The organism is Rahnella sp. BIGb0236 (genome assembly GCF_004364755.1).
Classification (GTDB): Bacteria; Pseudomonadota; Gammaproteobacteria; order Enterobacterales; family Enterobacteriaceae; genus Rahnella; species Rahnella victoriana.
The window spans coordinates 136,769-154,604 of sequence record NZ_SOAO01000001.1; the positions used below are offsets into that span (position 1 = coordinate 136,769).

The 17,836-nt window shown below is 53.4% G+C and carries 16 protein-coding genes and 1 pseudogene; 9 read left to right on the forward strand and 8 right to left on the reverse strand.

What is annotated here, in order from left to right; all coding sequences use genetic code 11:
• Positions 1-29 precede the first annotated feature (29 nt).
• The 6 genes from EDF78_RS00705 to EDF78_RS00730 all read left to right on the forward strand — a co-directional run bounded on the left by EDF78_RS00705 (position 30) and on the right by EDF78_RS00730 (position 5,119).
• Positions 30-899 (forward strand): metal ABC transporter substrate-binding protein, encoded by an 870-nt coding sequence (locus EDF78_RS00705; RefSeq protein ID WP_232770905.1) that lies wholly within the window; start codon positions 30-32, stop codon positions 897-899.
• Positions 896-1,675, forward strand: coding sequence for an ATP-binding cassette domain-containing protein (locus EDF78_RS00710; protein ID WP_095925686.1), 780 nt, complete (start codon positions 896-898; stop codon positions 1,673-1,675). Before EDF78_RS00705 ends, EDF78_RS00710 begins: the two co-directional genes overlap by 4 nt.
• Positions 1,672-2,526 (forward strand): metal ABC transporter permease, encoded by an 855-nt coding sequence (locus EDF78_RS00715; RefSeq protein ID WP_133822266.1) that lies wholly within the window; start codon positions 1,672-1,674, stop codon positions 2,524-2,526. Before EDF78_RS00710 ends, EDF78_RS00715 begins: the two co-directional genes overlap by 4 nt.
• The gene (locus tag EDF78_RS00720; protein ID WP_095925688.1) at positions 2,523-3,377 is read left to right on the forward strand and encodes a metal ABC transporter permease; all 855 of its coding nucleotides are present in this window, start codon (positions 2,523-2,525) and stop codon (positions 3,375-3,377) included. Before EDF78_RS00715 ends, EDF78_RS00720 begins: the two co-directional genes overlap by 4 nt.
• A gap of 57 nt (positions 3,378-3,434) precedes the next feature.
• Positions 3,435-4,022: a flavin reductase family protein gene (locus tag EDF78_RS00725; RefSeq protein WP_133822267.1), complete on the forward strand. Its 588-nt coding sequence runs from the start codon at positions 3,435-3,437 to the stop codon at positions 4,020-4,022.
• Positions 4,023-4,363: 341 nt separating this feature from the next.
• A complete protein-coding gene (locus EDF78_RS00730) occupies positions 4,364-5,119 on the forward strand; it encodes a LuxR family transcriptional regulator (protein ID WP_131693058.1) in 756 nt (251 codons plus the stop codon).
• On the opposite strand, the gene eagI is transcribed toward EDF78_RS00730, so the two are convergent.
• The 8 genes from eagI to EDF78_RS00770 all read right to left on the reverse strand — a co-directional run bounded on the left by eagI (position 5,085) and on the right by EDF78_RS00770 (position 14,666).
• Positions 5,085-5,735 carry an acyl-homoserine-lactone synthase EagI gene (gene eagI / locus EDF78_RS00735; protein WP_095925691.1) on the reverse strand — a complete coding sequence of 217 codons (651 nt, stop codon included), beginning with the start codon at positions 5,733-5,735 and terminating at the stop codon, positions 5,085-5,087. The genes EDF78_RS00730 and eagI overlap by 35 nt on opposite strands.
• A 172-nt stretch (positions 5,736-5,907) precedes the next feature.
• Positions 5,908-7,152: a tryptophan permease gene (mtr, locus tag EDF78_RS00740; RefSeq protein WP_133822268.1), complete on the reverse strand. Its 1,245-nt coding sequence runs from the start codon at positions 7,150-7,152 to the stop codon at positions 5,908-5,910.
• 957 nt (positions 7,153-8,109) lie between these two features.
• The gene (locus EDF78_RS00745; protein ID WP_131693060.1) at positions 8,110-8,844 is read right to left on the reverse strand and encodes a pirin family protein; all 735 of its coding nucleotides are present in this window, start codon (positions 8,842-8,844) and stop codon (positions 8,110-8,112) included.
• Between the two features lie 70 nt (positions 8,845-8,914).
• Positions 8,915-10,648 carry an ABC-F family ATP-binding cassette domain-containing protein gene (locus EDF78_RS00750; protein WP_133822269.1) on the reverse strand — a complete coding sequence of 578 codons (1,734 nt, stop codon included), beginning with the start codon at positions 10,646-10,648 and terminating at the stop codon, positions 8,915-8,917.
• A gap of 289 nt (positions 10,649-10,937) precedes the next feature.
• Complete coding sequence (locus EDF78_RS00755; RefSeq protein ID WP_095925695.1) at positions 10,938-12,176, reverse strand: MFS transporter; 1,239 nt, start codon at positions 12,174-12,176, stop codon at positions 10,938-10,940.
• 138 nt (positions 12,177-12,314) lie between these two features.
• Complete coding sequence (locus EDF78_RS00760) at positions 12,315-13,238, reverse strand: alpha/beta hydrolase (protein WP_133822270.1); 924 nt, start codon at positions 13,236-13,238, stop codon at positions 12,315-12,317.
• Positions 13,239-13,298: 60 nt separating this feature from the next.
• Positions 13,299-13,901, reverse strand: a complete 603-nt coding sequence (locus tag EDF78_RS00765) for a TetR/AcrR family transcriptional regulator (RefSeq protein WP_133822271.1) — start codon at positions 13,899-13,901, stop codon at positions 13,299-13,301.
• An 87-nt stretch (positions 13,902-13,988) separates the two neighbouring features.
• Positions 13,989-14,666 (reverse strand): SDR family oxidoreductase, encoded by a 678-nt coding sequence (locus tag EDF78_RS00770; protein ID WP_095925698.1) that lies wholly within the window; start codon positions 14,664-14,666, stop codon positions 13,989-13,991.
• Between the two features lie 176 nt (positions 14,667-14,842).
• Here EDF78_RS00770 and EDF78_RS25670 point away from each other — a divergent pair.
• From EDF78_RS25670 to EDF78_RS00785, 3 genes and pseudogenes are all read left to right on the forward strand, one after another.
• Positions 14,843-14,989: pseudogene (locus EDF78_RS25670) on the forward strand (MFS transporter); the annotation flags it as partial.
• Positions 14,990-15,113: 124 nt separating this feature from the next.
• A complete protein-coding gene (locus EDF78_RS00780; protein WP_133822272.1) occupies positions 15,114-15,887 on the forward strand; it encodes a DUF3750 domain-containing protein in 774 nt (257 codons plus the stop codon).
• Positions 15,888-16,419: 532 nt separating this feature from the next.
• Entirely contained in the window at positions 16,420-17,778 is a 1,359-nt protein-coding gene (locus EDF78_RS00785; protein WP_208294453.1) for a TolC family outer membrane protein, read from the forward strand.
• Positions 17,779-17,836: the final 58 nt, after the last annotated feature.

Genomic DNA, 17,836 nt, shown 5'->3' on the forward strand with positions numbered 1-17,836 from the left:
CGTTCCGTTTACGGCTGATGCTGGTTGGCATGATCGTGGCGCTGATCACCGGCCACGCGCAGGCGGCGGAAAAAGACAAAAAAAAGTTTAAGGTCGTCACCACCTTTACGGTGATCCAGGATATCGCGCAAAACGTCGCCGGTGATGCAGCGACGGTGGAGTCGATCACCAAACCCGGCGCGGAAATCCATGATTACCAGCCGACACCGCGTGACATCGTAAAAACGCAGTCTGCTGATCTGATTTTGTGGAACGGTTTTAACCTCGAACGCTGGTTCGGCCGCTTCTTCGCCAACATTAAAAATGTGCCTTCCGCCACCGTGACAGACGGCATCGCGCCATTGCCTATTCAGGAAGGGCCGTATGTCGGCAATCCGAACCCGCATGCCTGGATGTCGGCCAAAAATGCACTGGTGTATGTCGAGAATATTCGTGCGGCGCTGGTGAAATATGATCCGGAAAATGCCGCTGTCTATGACCGTAACGCGAAAAGTTACGCCGAAAAAATCAGCCTGCTTGATGCACCGCTGCGTGAACGTCTGGCAAAAATTCCTGAAGGTCAGCGCTGGCTGGTGACCAGTGAAGGCGCGTTCAGTTATCTGGCGAAAGATTACGGCTTAAAGGAAGCTTATCTGTGGCCGATCAACGCCGAAGAACAGGGTACGCCGCAGCAGGTGAAAAAAATCATCGATCTGGTGCGTCAGCAACAGATCCCGGTGGTGTTCAGTGAGAGCACCATCTCAGACAAACCGGCGAAACAGGTCAGTAAAGAGACGGGGGCGAAGTACGGCGGCGTGTTGTATGTCGATTCACTTTCCGCCGCAGACGGACCGGTGCCGACATATATTGACCTGCTGAAAGTCACGGTGGGCACCATTGCAGAAGGATTCGGCCAATGAATGATGCTGCGCTGCAACTCGACGTTGACGATATCTCGGTGACCTACAACAACGGTCATACGGCGATTGAAAATGCCTCGTTTACGCTGCGCGGCGGCTCGGTTTGCGCGCTGCTCGGCGTCAATGGCAGCGGTAAATCCACCCTGTTTAAAACCATCATGGGGATTATCCGTCCGACCCACGGACGGGTAACGCTGGATGGCCTGAACGTGGCGAAGGCGCTGAAACAAAACCTGATTGCTTATGTACCGCAGTCTGAAGAAGTGGACTGGAATTTCCCGGTGCTGGTGCGTGATGTGGTGATGATGGGGCGTTACGGAAAAATGTCGTTTCTGCGCATCCCGTCAGCGGAGGACAAAAAACAGGTGGCGTCGGCACTGGCGCGGGTCGGCCTGACCGAACTGGCGCACCGCCAGATTGGCGAGCTGTCCGGCGGCCAGAAAAAACGTGTCTTTCTGGCGCGGGCGCTGGCTCAGCAGGGGCGGGTCATGCTGCTCGATGAGCCGTTCACCGGTGTCGATATCAAAACGGAAAATGCGATTATTGATCTCCTGCGCCAGTTGCGCGATGAAGGGCATCTGATCCTGGTGTCCACTCATAACATCGCCAGCGTGCCGGATTTCTGCGACCGCGTGGTGCTGATTAACCGCACGGTAATGGCCGCCGGTCCGCTGGAAAGCACCTTTACCCATCAGAATCTTGAAAATACCTTCGGCGGCGCGTTGCGCAATATTGGTTATCTGGTCCCGCAGGAACCGGTGAGGCGGGTGATATGATCGGATTTCTGCTTGAGCCGTTTCAGTACAACTATATGGTGAAAGCGATCTGGGTCAGTGCCGGCGTGGGCGCGGTATGCGCTTTTTTATCGGCGTACCTGATGCTTAAAGGCTGGTCGCTGATGGGCGATGCGCTGTCGCATTCCGTGGTGCCGGGCGTGGCGGGGGCGTATGCGCTGGGTTTTCCGTACGCCATTGGCGCGTTCGGTACCGGTATTCTGGCCGCGCTTTCCATGACGCTGTTACGCCATTTCACCAAACTGCGGGAAGACGCGATTATCGGTTTCGTCTTCTCCACCTTTTTTGCCCTTGGCCTGTTACTGGTGTCGCTCAATCCGACCTCGGTTAACGTGCAGTCGATCCTGTTTGGCAACATTTTAGGCATTGATGATGCCGATATCTTGCAGGTGCAGATTATTGTCGGGGTGTCGCTGCTGGTGTTATGTGTGATCTGGCGGGATCTGCTGGCGGTCTTTTTCGATGAGGCGCATGCCGTTTCGGTCGGGCTTTCCCCGCTGTGGCTGAAAGTCATCTTCTTCACCATTTTCAGCGCCTGCAGCGTGGCTGCATTGCAAACCGTCGGCGCGATTCTGGTGATCGCCATGGTGATCACCCCCGGCGCGACGGCCTATCTTCTCTCCGACCGCTTCTCCCATCTGCTGATAATTTCGGTGGCGATCGGTGCTGTCACCAGTGCGGCAGGGGCATGGCTGAGCTATTACCTTGATGGTGCCACCGGCGGGGTGATTGTTTGCCTGCAAACCACCGTTTTCCTGCTGGCGTTTCTGTTCGCGCCGAAACACGGCTGGCTGGTGAACCATTTCCGTATTAAAAAACGGAGCCGCGCATGATGTCCTGGTTTGAAGTGCTGACGGAGCCACTGAGCTTTGATTTTATGCAACGTGCGTTGCTGACCGCCGTGGCGACCAGCATTGTCTGCGCGATATTTTCCTGCTTTCTGGTGCTGAAAGGCTGGTCGCTGATGGGCGATGCCATTTCGCATGCGGTGCTGCCCGGCGTGGTGCTGGCGTATCTGGCGGGGATCCCGCTGGTGATTGGCGCTTTCGGCTCCGGCCTGTTCTGCGCCGTCGCGACCGGTTTTATCAAAGAGCATTGCCGGGTAAAAGAAGATTCGGTGATGGGCATCGTCTTCTCCGGTATGTTTGCCGCCGGACTGGTGCTGTTCTCGCGGGTCAACACCGAACAGCATCTCAGTCATATCCTGTTTGGCAACGTGCTGGGCGTGACCGACAGCGAAATGCTGCAAACGCTGATCATCGCCACGGTGGTGACGCTGGCAATCATCCTTAAATTCAAAGATCTGATGCTGTTTTGTTTTGATCCGGTACAGGCTAAAGTTATCGGGCTGCCGGTACGTTTCTATCATTATGCGTTGTTATGCATGCTGGCGCTGACCATCGTGGCCGCGCTACAGGCGGTCGGTGTGGTGCTGGTGGTGGCAATGCTGATCACGCCGGGTATCACGGCGTTTCTGTTGTGTAAAACTTTACCGAAGATGCTGCTGGTCGCGGTGACCGCGTCAATGCTGGCCGCCATCAGCGGCACCTTTATCAGCTTTTATATCGATGCGGCGACCGGCCCGACGATTGTGCTGGTGCAGGCAGCGCTCTTTCTGCTGGCGCTTGCCCTGCATTTATTGCGTAAATCCGTCAAACCCCGCCATGCCGCACCGAATGCGTAGTACCGGCACGGCAGGTTTGTCATGCTGCACGCCGTGTTCCCTTCCTGAGAGATTCTGATGACTCAACAATTTGCGCCTGTCGAACTGGAAAAAGCTTACCGTCTGATCAACCACGGCACGACCGCGCTGGTCTCCGCGCACCATGCGGGCGTGGACAATGTGATGTCGGCTTCCTGGGTGTGTGGTCTGGATTTCAGACCGGCAAAACTCACCGTGGTGCTGGATAAAATCGCCCGCACGCGCGAGCTTATCGAAGAAAGCGGATTTTTTGTGATTCAGGTGCCCACGGTGGCGCAGTTGCAAATGACCTATGACCTCGGTAACCGCACGCTGAGAAACGATCCGGAAAAACTGCAACACTGCGGCGCGGAACTGTTCCGCATGGAAGGGCACGGTGATCTGCCGTTTGTGGCGGGCTGTACTGCATGGCTGGCGTGCAGGCTGATCCCGGAACCGCATAACCAGCAGGCGCATGACTTATTTATCGGGGAAATTGTCGGAGCATGGGCGGATACCCGCGTGTTCCGCGACGGCCACTGGCATTTCGAAGAGGCGGATCCTGCGCTGCGCAGTCTGCATTACATCGCGGGCGGCCAGTTTTACGCCACCGGTGAACCTCTGAATGCGAATACGGAATTGAGCTGACGGGCAGGGCATTAAAGAAAGGTCATATGGGGAAATAACAGGGCGGCGAGGCCAACATCCGCCCGAAATAATAAATGCTACAGAACTCCCATTTGTTGAAACAAATGCAATTCTGTAGCATTTTAGGTACTACACACGTTTAAATTTCCCTGGTGTTGGCTAATGTTGCCGCCTGACTCTGCTGGTCAGGTTTTTTTTTGCTAATTAATTGTTATGCGGTGATTATACGGGTGGAGGCGCATCCGGATAGTTGTACTAAGGTGTAATGGGATACTGTACTTTATGACAGAAACTCCACGAAAATCAAAAGGGAACGGGCTTTAGCCAGGGGGGAGACAGTTATGCATTCTCGTGTAAGAAATGATCAGAAAATAATAGAAACGTTGCGCGACTATATCGAGCGGAAATTAGTTTCGTACGGGCCTTTAAAATACACCTATATGGTCATCAATAAAAAAAATCCTACTAATATTTTTGTGGTGACCAGCTATCCGGATGAATGGGTCAATATTTATACCACGCATAACTATCACCATATTGATCCTGTGGTTCTCACTGCCTTCAAGCGTGTTTCCCCTTTCGCCTGGGATGAAAACCTGACAGTACTTTCTGATCTCAAATCGTCGAAGATTTTTTCATTGTCGAAGAAGTTCAGCATCGCCAATGGCTACACGTTCGTGCTTCATGACCATATGAATAACCTCGGCATGTTGTCGCTGATTATGGAATCCGGTCAGGAAAAAGGTCCGGAAAGTAAAGTGGCTCAGGACATGGATAAATTGCAGTGTCTGCTGATTAAAACCCATGAAAAAATGCTGATGCTTAACCAGAGCGCGGCGACGGCCTCGGCAAATACCACGATGAATACCAGCAAACCCATTTTCTCCGCGCGGGAAAATGAAGTATTGCATTGGGCAAGTATGGGCAAAACCTATGACGAAATTGCCCAGATTGCCAATATCACCACCCGCACAGTGAAATATCACATGGGGAATGTCGTCAGGAAACTGGGCGTGATTAACGCCAAGCAGGCTATCCGGCTTGGCGTTGAACTTGAGCTGATTAAGCCTGTACTGGTGTCACCTGCAAAGACATAGGCCACTCGCACAGGGCGGCGATATCTGACTCAGACTGCTCACTGATCCGCTTCGCCAGCAGATGCTGGTTGTGGCGGTCAATTGGCAGACGCAGAAGATAAATCGGTTCATTTTCAGCGACAAAGCCTTCTTTCACCACCTCGACTTCCCAGCCTGAGCGTTTGGCAATCGTCAGCATCGCCCGGCTGACGATGGTGTAAATCCCCGTATGGCCGTGATGACGCGCATAGTTGATCATCGACAAAAACAGCACATAACTGATGGGATAACGGCTGCCCAGCAGGTCTTTCGCCCGGTTCTTATCGACAAAAAAACGGCTCGATTCGATATAATCACCCTCAGGTAATGTCACGTCGCCAAATAATGCGTGGAACGTGTGGGTGATCATATTAGGCAGGCGCAAATCAATAAAACGGACACTGCACACCAGCTGGTTGTCGTAAATTCCCAGCATGTAGCGCGTATCCGAATTATCGTATTCGTCGAACTCCATGCCATTGCTGCAATTAACGGCCCAATCCAGACGGTCCTTAAAGGTTTTCTTCCTCAGTTTATACAGGTCTTGCGAACGTCTTTCTGTCAGGTCGTTGTAGCTGACATCAAAAATTTCTAACATTTTTTTTCCTGATATTGAATACGGTCGAAGAGGAGGTTATTTGCATCTGCCCTGATTATTGCAATAAATAATCGGCAAATAAATCACAGACTGTAGGGGAATTGTGATTAGCAGGAAGAAAAATAAAAGCCATGCGCTGGCGCATGGCCTGATCAGGGGCAAGCAGGGCGGTTTAGCGGTAAACCGGCAGTAAACTGAAAGCCGACAGGATATGCACCACCGCGTTCAGAATACCGAACAGCAACACCAGCACGATCATCTTATTGCCGCCCCACACGCGATACTGCGGGCTGCCGAAACGCTGGCGGGAGGCACGGGCCATCAGCGCAGGCACAATCACTGCCCAGACCGTGGCGGCGAGACCGGCAAAACCAATCGCGTAAATAAAACCATCCGGATAAATCACACCGCCAATCACCGGCGGCACAAAGGTTATCAGCGCTGTTTTAAAACGACCGGTACGGCTGTCATCGAACTTAAACAGATCGGCAAGATAGTCGAATAATCCCAGTGTCACACCGAGGAACGAGCAGGCGACGGCGAAGTTGGAGAAAATCGTCAGCAGCAAATCCAGCCCGGCGCTGTTGAGGATCTGACTCAGCGACTGCACCAGCACGTCAATATTGCCACCCCGTTCGGCGATACCGATAAATTCCGGGCGCGGAATGTTGCCCATCGTCCCCAGCATCCAGATGATATACAGCCCCAGCGCCATCAGCGTGCCGGTCAGGAGACATTTTTTAATGATCTGCGGGTTCTTGCCATAGTACTTCATCAGGCTCGGCACGTTGCCGTGATAGCCAAACGACGCCAGACAAAACGGCAGCGTCGCCAGCACATAAGGCGCGTAACTCGGGTTCAGCTCCACGCTGTTGAGCAGATTCACCGGTTTGATATGCCACAACAGACTGCCGAAGGTCAGGAAGAACGCGATGATTTTGGCACCCAGCACGACAGCGGTCATGCGGCTCACGGCGCGGGTACTCAGCCAGACGATAAACGCCACGGCCAGCGCGGTCAGCAGGCCGCCGAGGCGCGGGGAGAAACTCACCGACATTTCGCGCAACGTATGCTGGATCACCGAACCGCTGGCCGAAATATAGGCATACGTCAGGATATACAGCACGAAGGCGATGGTGATGCCGTTCAGCCGGTTCCAGTTTTTGCCCAGCAAATCGCCGGTCACCGTATTGAAACTGGAGCCGACCGGGTAGTTAAGGTTGGCTTCCAGGATCATCAGACCGGAATGCAGCATGCAGAACCAGGTAAAAATCAGTGCGGCGACTGACCAGCAGAACCAGGCACCCGACATGACCACCGGCAAAGAGAACATCCCGGCGCCGATAATGGTGCCTCCGATAATCATTGCGCCGCCCAAAACAGAACGTTGCGGGGCGGTCACGGAAAGCGTCGCCATAATGCGTATCCTCGCGTGGCTTTTATCACGATTCGGTAAATGAATTGCTGTAAAAGAAGTGACAGGAAAAATGGTCATCAGATGCGCGTTTATGCTGCGTCTTTGGCCTTGAGCGCCGCAATATAGTGGATCGCCAGCGGAATGTACACCGTTGAACTAGTTTACTGGTACAAAAAGGGGCATTAACCACCCCCAAAGGGAAATAACGCCGAAAATGTGTACAAAATATTATTTTTGTGCAATTTTCAGGTTAATCGGGTAATGAATATTTCCAGCGCAGATCACAGATTTCATTAGGGTTTATCCTATTACGCCAAATAAAAAAGCTGTTCGTAAATACAGGGTTGACAGCGAGTTTATTACGAGTAAATTAGAACTCAGCACCAGAGAGAAGTGGAATGAAAATTTTATTTCGCGGTGCATTTAGCAGGTTGATAAACTTGCAAGTAATGAGATGCGATAAAGGCCACGAAGTATTTTAGTTTGGGTGATTCAACACCGGGTGGTAATTTCAAACCCGTGAGATGACGCTTTAAGGCCACGCAGTAAAGCTGTGCAATCGCATGATGTGGAACACAACGCGATGATGTAACGCCTTGTTAGTCAGAGTAATGTTCGCGATTTGGGTACGTTAAGTCTGAAATCGAGAATATCGCGACGAGAGTAAGGTCACGCATCAAAGAGTCTATATCGCGAGGGTGATGTACTCATTTATCCCGACTGAAAACCGGCTTAAGTGAAATGAACAGGATACCGATGTTATTCCACGAAATTATAGGAGGATAGCGTTACCAGACAGCAAAATATATCCTGTGAAACGATGTACATCTTTAAAAGCAGTAATATGTAATTAAGTTGATGAATGTTAAATATTAATTTGATAGTACCTTAAAAGCCCCGGTTTAACGACTGGGGCTTTTTCATTATTAAGATGCCATTCTTTATGACAGCAGGTTATTACTTACCGCTGATGGTGCCTTCCAGAATCGCTTCTGCGCCCAGACAAACCAGAAAACACACCAGTGTGGTCTCTTTCTTCGCCGTGGCGGCAGACAACGTACTTTCCTCATCACTGATCGCATCGCCTTTCGACAGGCTGACATCTGCGATATTGATTTCACCGTCCATCACATACAGCCATTGCGCAAAACCGGGATGCGCGGGGATTTCCGTGGTGCTGTCAGCGTCCAAGCGGATGTCGTACACATACACCGCCTGACGGATTTCCAGCGGTGATTCAATGCCTTCCGGCGCGGCCAGCAGCGTCCACGCGTTTTGTTTCACCCCGTCCGGTCGATCCATAAACTGCACGCGACCTTCAAGATTTGCCTTACGCGGGCGGATAAAAATCTGCAACATTTCGGCCGGTACCAGCGGCGTGGATTCTTCATGCCAGAAGCTTTCACCGGCATTCATCATCATCAGCTTTTTCGGCGAGAGCGGCACACGGTGACCCGCCGAATCCTCGTGCACCATCGATCCGCGCCACATATAGCTGAGGATCTCGTCATTGTTATGCTCATGCATCTTCACCAGCGTACCCGGTTCCAGATTGGCATGATCAATCACACTCAGCGGCCCGAAAGCATCATCGCCATTTTCAGGCAGGATTTGCCCGGGGCGAATACGGCGGATACGAAACGGGCCATATTCGAATGTGGTTTTAGGCTCAGCACGTAAAACGTTAAACATAATATCTCCGGCAGGGACAGGAATGCATTGCGTCAGTAAAAATTCGGATACCATTTCTTAACATATGTCTTCAGACCAGATCCAGCAACGCATTCAGTTGCGCAATCTTTTGCAACCATTGCTGCTGAAGTTCGGGCTTCTGATGTTTCGTTTTCCGCGCCCGGTCTTCTTCCAGCTTGCTTTCCAGATCCAGCAGCAGGGCGAGCAGCCGTTCCTCCTCGGTTTCCGCCACTTCCGCTGTTTCGGTTGCGGGTGCCGTTACCGTCAGGGAAGGGACGGAAGACGCCCCAGCCAGCAGGGCATACACCGGTGCCAGCGCGTGCCACTCCTCCAGACGCTGTTGGTCGATCAGCCAGAAGCGGTTGCAGCTTTCTTCGATCAGCGTCCGGTCATGCGACACCAGCAATACCGCGCCGCTGAAGGTTTTCAGCGTCTGCGCCAGTTCCTCTTTGCCTTCCAGATCCAGATGGTTGGTCGGCTCATCGAGCAGCAGCAGGGAATAATTCGCCAGCGTCAGGCCGATAAACAACAACCGCGACCGCTCGCCGCCGCTGAGGGTACTGACTTTTTGCTGATGACGGATAAACGGGAATCCGGCACCGATCAGGGCCATTTTCCGCTGTTCTTCCGTCAGCGGTGCAAACGGCGACAGCGCATCCGTCAGCGAATCATCATCCTGTAACTGATGCTGGTTCTGATCGTAATAGCCGGTCCGCACGCGCGGGTGAAAAATAATGCCTCCGTCATCGGGTTGCGGCTGGCTATACGCCTGCCATAAAGCCTGTAAAAGCGACGATTTCCCGCAGCCGTTACGCCCGACCAGCGCGATGCGATCACCGCTTTTCACCCGCAGGTCATTGAGGGAAAACAGCACCGGCGCCTCTGCCGCCGGGCGTATCTGCAAACCGGAAAGTGCCAGCACACGGTCCGCCGCCAGCGCCTCGCCGTTCAGCCGCAGCGTCCACTGATTTCCCGCCGTGACCTCCGTCTGGTCGTCTTTCATCCGGCCGACCTGTTTTTCCATTTGTTTGGCCTTGCGCGCCAGCCCTTCGTTATCGTAAACGCTGCCCCACACGGCCAGCCGTTTTGCGCTTCGCGTGACGCGGTCAATTTCCTTTTGCTCGGACTTACGGCGCAGGGCGTCGGCGATATCTTTTTCATCCAGCGCCTGTCGCGCCTGCGTGCATGGCAAACGGATAAATTGCAGCGTTTTATCGCGCAGGATCCAGGTGCTGTGGGTCACGCTGTCGAGCAAACGGCGGTCATGGGAAACCAGCACAAAGCTGCCATTCCAGTTTTTCAGAAACTGTTCCAGCCATAACAGAGTGGTCAGATCCAGATGGTTACTGGGTTCATCAAGCAGCAACACATCCGGCTGGCGGATCAGCGCGCGTGCCAGCAGCAGACGGGTATGCTGTCCGCCGCTGAGGGTTCCGGCCGTCAGTTTCAGGGCCTGTTCATCAAACCCGAGGCTGGAAAGCAGCACCTGCGCCTGCCAGGCTTCCGGCTGATGCAGGCTGTCGGGCAGAAGGCTGAACACCGCGTCCAGCAGGCTGTGGTCATTGAGTTCAGCGGGCAGATGTTGCTCGACACGCGCCATCAGGCAGTGATTCGCGAGCGTGACGGTGCCGGCGGTGGCCGCCAGTTCACCGCTGAGGATTTTCAGCAGGGTACTTTTACCGCAGCCGTTATGGCCGATCAGGCCGATGCGGTCGCCTTTTTTCAGGCCGAAGGAAATCTCAGCCAGCAAAGGGCCGAAGGCATTATCGAAAGATAAGGATTGTGCAGATAACAATGTCGTCATGATGCTTACTCAGGTTTAAGGCATAGCAATGCCCATCGTCAAAATAGCCGACGATAACCGGTAAGCCGGAGGGAAGTTCTCAGGATGTCAGTTAGCTTCGCTCAGGCAGGTTATCGCGGCACGGAGCCGGAAACACCTGAGCAGTGACGATCGCTAAGGACGAGTGAAATTAAAAAAACTTCACGGGTCAGCATGGCAATCCTCCTTATATATAACGTTGGTGAATGAATGAGCTGATTATATTGGGGATTTTCGATTTGTTCCAGTGCCGAAAATCCCCGCAACATTATCAGGATGCGGCGATGTCATTTTCCAGTTTCTGCCGTTTACGCAGACCGGGGAACCAGGTCATCCATAATCCCACCACGATCAGCGTGCCGACACCGCCGATGGCCGCAGCAGGCACTGCGCCAACCCAGGCTGCCAGCAGGCCGGATTCAAATTCGCCGAGCTGATTCGAGGTATTGATGAAGATGGAATTCACGGCGCTGACGCGGCCGCGCATGTCGTCCGGCGTATCGAGTTGCACCAGCGCGCCACGGATCACCATGCTGATCATGTCGAAACCGCCGAGGGCAAATAACGCCAGCATGGATAACCACAGCGAGGTGGAAAAGGCGAATACCAGCGTGGCGGCACCAAACCCGGCGACAGCGGCGAACATGATTTTCCCGACATTCCGGTTGAGTGCCCGATGGCTGAGCCAGAACCCGACAATCAGGCCGCCGACCGCCGGTGCGCCGCGCAATAAGCCCAGACCCCACGGACCGGTGTGCAGAATATCATGGGCAAAAATTGGCAGCAGCGCGGTAGCCCCGCCGAGCAGGACCGCGAACAGATCGAGGGAAATAACGCCCAGCACGTCCGGCCGGGCGCGAATAAAACCAATACCGGCGAATAATGTTTTGAAGGTGGCGGGTACGCGGCGTGGCGGCGTCTGCTCATAACGTAAACGGCTGACCATCACGATCGACAGCAGGTACAGACAGGCGCATACCGCGTAAGCCACTCCCGCGCCCGCGACATACAGAAAACCGCCGAGCGCCGGACCGACCATGGCCGCCGCCTGTCCGGAGACACTGTTGGCGGCCATCGCGCGTGCCAGTAAATTCGGCGGCACCAGCGCGGGCAACATGGACTGCAACGACGGCGCTTCCATCGCTTTAGCGGTTGAAATCACAAAGATCAGGCCGAGCACAATCACTTCATTAACGTGATGCGTCAGCGTCAGATAAGCCAGTGCGGCAATCGCCACCCATTCAGCGATTTGCCCGAGCAGTACCACGCGGCGGCGGTCAAACTGATCGGCCACGTGTCCGGCGACTAATGCCAGCAACACGGAAGGTAAAAACTGCACCAGCCCGATAAGCCCGAGATCAAACGCGCGGCCTGTTATCGAATAAATCTGCCAGCTCACCACAATGGAAAGCATCTGGAAACCAAAACTGGATGCGGCGCGGGCGATCCAGAAAGCGACAAACGAGCGGTGCTGTAACAGTGAATCCGGACCGACGGCAGGAGCAGACATGACAAATCCCTGAAAAATGAAAGATGCCGTGTCTGCGGTCAGTGACGACTCGTTAGCGCGGCAATTATTGTGTATACAAATAATTAACAAACAATCTGAGTCGTCTTTTTATCATAAAAAGTTCAGCAAATCTTCATCTCACATTGTGAAGAAATTGTGCAGCTCGCGGGCTAAGACCACAGGCTGTTCTTCGGGGATAAAGTGGCCGCTGTGAGCAATGATAATGCCGGTGACGTTTTCAGCGAAAGCGCGCAGGGGAAGAGCCATATCCGGAATCGATCCCTGACTGGCGCTGACCGCCAGCAGCGGCATTGGCAGTTTTCCCCGCCGGTTCAGCTCGCGGTTCTGTTCAGCGGATTTCGTCACCGAGCGGTAATACGCCAGCCCGGCGCGCAGACCGCCGCTTTTGAGGAAAACACGCAGATACTCGCTGATATCGTCCTCGCTGAACGCATCCGGCGCGGCGGTTTTACGGCGTAAAAACCAGTCGAGATACACCCGTTCGTTGCCGGTGATCAGCGCCTCCGGCAAATCAGGCAGCGTATGGAAGGCGAAATGCCAGGTTTTCCACGAGGTATCCGGCGTCACCGGCAGGGCATCCGGCAAGGTAATTCCGGGGATCCCGGCATCCAGCAGCGCCAGCCGCCGGACTTCATCGCCATACATCGCCGCATACGGATAAGCCACCCATGCGCCGACATCGTGTGCCGCCAGCGAATAATGTGAATGCCCGAGAAGCTGCATCAGGCCGTGAATTTTCTGCGCCAGATTTTGCGTGTCGTAGCCGCTTTCCGGCCGGTCAGAATCCCCCTGACCGGGAAGATCCGGCGCGATCAGCCAGAAATCGTTCGCCAGTGCCTGCATCACGCCGCGCCACGCATACCAGGTTTGCGGAAAACCAGCCAGCAATAACAACACTTTACCTTCAGGATTGCCGCCGCTGACGTAATGCAGGCGCACGCCTTCGACGCTGGCATAGCGATGGGTAAAGCCGGGCAATGAGGGGTCAGCCACGGCGAAAGGGTCGGCAGACACCACAGAAGAGCGCGTTTTATCAGTCATAGTCAGTCTCCGTAAAAAGGATAATTAGGAAATATTTGTTTCCTAAATGGGAAAAAATTTTTAATCGAGCATTTTCAGGGCCAGTTGCAATGTCGCCTCCATGTCCTGATTGTTTTCCACTTTACCGGCAACCCGCATGCCCAGTGCAATGCACAGCAGCAGCGAGGTGGCGGCGGCAGCGTCGAGGTTGGGCGATATTGAACCGTCGCGCTGACCCTGTTCAATCAGGCCCGTGAGCAGGGACTTGTTGCGCATAATGGCCTGACGAACCAGTGTGGCGAGTTCCTCGTCCAGCGTGAGTAATTCGACGGCGCCGACAACCACCAGACAGCCGCGACGGCCTTCGATTTCATGGGAAGAGGTGAGGTAAAAACGCAGCAGTTCGGCGATACGTTCACGGCCGGTAGTGACGCGCTCAATCTGCTGGCGCAACTGGGCATTACGCAGCGACGTATAGCGTTCAAATACGTGAAGAAACAGGGTGCGTTTATCGGTGAAAGCTTTGTAAATACTGCCTGCGGTCAGGTTCATCGCCTGACTCAGGTCACTGACGGAGGCGGCATGGAAGCCTTTTTCCCGAAACACCGTCATGGCGTTATCCAGCGCAAGTCCGGTATCGAATTCACGCGGACGGCCGCGATCTTTAGGTGAAGCGGATGTCATAAAAATGCCACCATTAGGAAACGTTAATTTCCTAATGGTGGCATTAACACAGAAACGGATCAAGCCGTTTGTCAAATCACGGCGGGTTTACCAGCGCAGTTCGCGACCGGAATATTCCACAAAGTGATGGCCGCCTTTGCCACGCCAGGCATCGAACTGATCGACAATCCCGGTGGCACTTTCCGTCACGGTCAGGGTGGCATTCTCGCCGCCCATATCCGTCTGTACCCAGCCCGGATGCACGGAAAGCAGCGTCAGTTCCTGCTTCTCTGTCTGCTCCAGCAAGCCACGGGTCAGCATGTTCAGTGCCGCTTTACTGGCGGAATAAAGCGGATAAGTCGCCACTTCGTTCTCATTCAGGCTGGACAGTTCAGAGGTCATTAATGCCAGCACACCGGTGCGGTGATTTAACAGCGGCAGCAACGCAGAGGCAATGCGCACAGGGGAGATGGTATTGGTCATAAACAGCTGAACAATTTCTTTATCGCTGGCCTGATGCAGATCCTGATGATCCGGCCCGAACGCCCCGGCGTTGACAAAAATCAGGTCAAAACGGCTTTCTGAAAGCGCGTCTTTAACCGCTTCGCGCTGTTCCGCTTCGTTGATATCCAGTTTCAGCCAGTCGGCAGAACCCGAAGCGCCTGCGGGAACCGCGTCACGCGTGGTGGCCGTGACCTTCCAGCCGCGTTCCGCGAGCGTTTTCACCACACCCAAACCGATACCGCGTGATGCGCCGATGATCAATGCTTTCTTAGAGTCAGTCATATTCATCCTTTTTAATCAATGCGTTAACTTCAGTTCGTTATTTTTATCAAACCGGTGAAACGTATTTCATGGTTAACCGCAGTATGTGACAGCCGGACGCCAGCAACAATGGGCTGGAGTCTGATTTTCCCAGCCGGGCTTTTTGTTGAAAAAATCATCGTGACCGGACTCGTAAATTTGTCATGGGGCAGGGGATAATCAATGACAACGGCACCTTGCTGATCACGCTGCTGTTTGGTTACACCTTGTGTTATATGCCCCCTCTGGCGCTGACCAACAAAATTATTGTGTTCCACAGCCTGAAAAACGTCGATAAGCGTTTCCGGTGTGCTGTATAACCCTCTGGTGGCGGTGCATCCGGTGTACAGACAAGCCGGGCTTTCGTTCATGCCGCCGGTAATTTGCCACGGCTCGTTGTCCAAAAATCTTTCAAAGGAGAAGAAAAGCATGCTCGCCTTTAAATGGATAAGTCTCGGATTTGTTCTCGTACTCTTACTGTCTTTCGGATACAGCTACGCCAAAGCTACGCAGACCCGGGAAGAACCCGCCGGAGAGAGCTGGTCCACGGCACGGCGGGATTCCGCCGGTATTGCGCCGGATCCGGTTAAATTCAAAAACACCGCGATTATCCAGATCTATGCCGCCCCGACCTATGGCTGGCGCGGGCTGGTGGCCGTGCATCCGTGGATTATTTTCAAACGTGAAGGTGAAACGGAATTTACCCGTTATGACGTCATCAGCTGGGGCAGCACCAATGTGGTCAGGCGTAATTACACCGTCCCGGACGGTTACTGGTTTGGCTCGCGGCCGCGGGTGCTGGTGGATCACCGTGGTGCAGCGGCGCAGGCGATGATCCCGCAGCTCACTGCGGCGATCAAAAGCTATCCCTATCCGCACACTTATCACGCGTGGCCGGGGCCGAACAGCAATACCTTTATCGCCCATATAGGGCGTGAAGTGCCTGATTTACATCTCGATTTGCCATCCAATGCCCTCGGGAAAGATTACCGGGCAATCACCCATCCGGTGGGGTTGCCACCCTCAGGGCGCGGCGTGCAAATTTCCGTGCTCGGGTTGCTTGGCGTGACGCTGGGCGTCGAAGAAGGGGTAGAGGTCAATGTGTTAGGGCTGAATCTGGGCATTGATGTGAAGGATCCGGCTTTGCGGTTGCCGTTTGTCGGACGCGTCGGATTTGATAATCCGGGTAACGCTGAACTGTGATCCCGTGTTAAGCATAAAATTCTCTTAACTGTTTATCTCTCCCTTGCCCTGCTGTTTTTTCACTTTCGCCTGAAGTCTTTCAGGTGAAAGTTCCGGGAATTTGTCTCAGAATAATCTCACCCCGTGCGTTCATCCCGCCCTGTAAAAAGCCACAAAAACGCAAATTACCCCGCATTTCTTTGTAAGGATTTTGCAAATTTCCCTAGGAAGTGACTGACTTTTGTAAGGCTAATGGGTCTGTTGTAATCAAATTGTCTTCATTTCCGCCTTCCGGGTGATCAGATTTTTCCTTTCTGGCAACAAAACAACGGCCTGATTTTTAAGATTTTTCCATTCACGCCATCAATGTTTTTAATAGGATATTTCGCCTTAAATCAATGTATTTCAAACCGTGCCCCTCTCTGTGGGCCACTTTTGCACAGGACAGAAGGTTGTAATAATACCCCTGCAAGTCAGAAGGAATGTGGGTTCTGGAAACTGCGTCAGCATGGCGCGAGGACGTTTCCGGTAAGGATAATGACAGGAGTGTCAGATGAAAAAAACGCTGAGAAAAGTCGCAGGTAAGTTAAGTATTTTGACAGTGTGTCTGGCGCTGCCCCTTGCCGGTCATGCAGATGTAACAAAAAGTGACGGGGACTGGGCCGCAGCACCTTCGATGAAAGGGCTGGACTCAGTGGATCTGAAAACCGCCATCCTGCAGGCGTTTTCACGCAGCCCGTCGGTCACCCAGCAGGCGTATCAGATGGGGATCGGCCAGGCGCAGATCCGCGAGGCGCAAAGTGCGTGGTTTCCGCAGATCGGGCTGACTGCCAATACCGGCAGCTCGACGCAACAGGATTTCTCCAACAGCATGAACAACGCGGCGGCTTACGGCCTGACGTTGTCACAGCTGATTTATGATTTCGGCAAAACCAATGCCAGCATCAGCCAGCAGAAATCTGCCCAGGAAAGTTATCGCTATAAATTACTGGCAACCCTGTCGGACGTCGCAGAGCAAACTGCCACGGCGTATCTGGATGTATTGAAATATCAGGATCTGACGGCAGCAGTGGAAGAAAATATTCGCGCACTGGAAGACGTGAGAAGAATGTCGTCCTTACGTTCCGATGCCGGATTAACGACGCAATCCGATGTATTACAGGCTCAGTCACGTATTTCCGGTATGCGATCGACACTGAAACAATATCAGGCGAACTTAGCGGCGGCGAAGGCGCAGTTAACGTCACTGACCGGTGTGAGGGCGACTAATTATAAACCTTTCATGACAGATAAATTCGACACGCCGGTTGCGCCGGATAATATCGATTATTCGACAATACCGACGGTGTTATATGCGCAGGCGCAACAACAATCTGCGTCATTTGACGTGAATAAAGCCAAATCCGATTATTTGCCGACGCTGAGTTTGCAGGCGAACCGGACGCGTTATGAAACCAAAAACGATCCGTACTGGAATAACCAAATCCAGTTTCAAGTCAATGCGCCGCTGTATCAGGGAGGGGCGGTTTCCGCCAGAGTCAGGCAGGCCGAAGGACGCAAAAACATCGCGGGCACGGTGGTGGATCAGGCCAAGCTCGACGTTCTGCAAAAAGCTTCGGTGGCCTACGCCAACTGGGCTGGTGCGGAAGGTCAGGCACAGGCCAGTGCTGACCAGTTACAGGATTCCATACGTTCGCGCGATGTGTACAAAAGTGAATATAAACTCAGTCAGCGCACATTGAATGACTTGCTGAGTGTCGAACAAGACGTGTTTCAGGCAAAGTTTTCGCAAATCAGCGCGAAATACGACAGCCGTTATTCGCTGGTCAATTATGCCACAGCGATTAACGATTTATTACCCCAGCTTGGGATCAGTCAGGGAGCAGGTCAGCCATTACCTGACCTTAAGTAATCTGCATTTAACAATAAATCCAATCACTGGCAACGGTATTGGAATAACGCCCCACAGG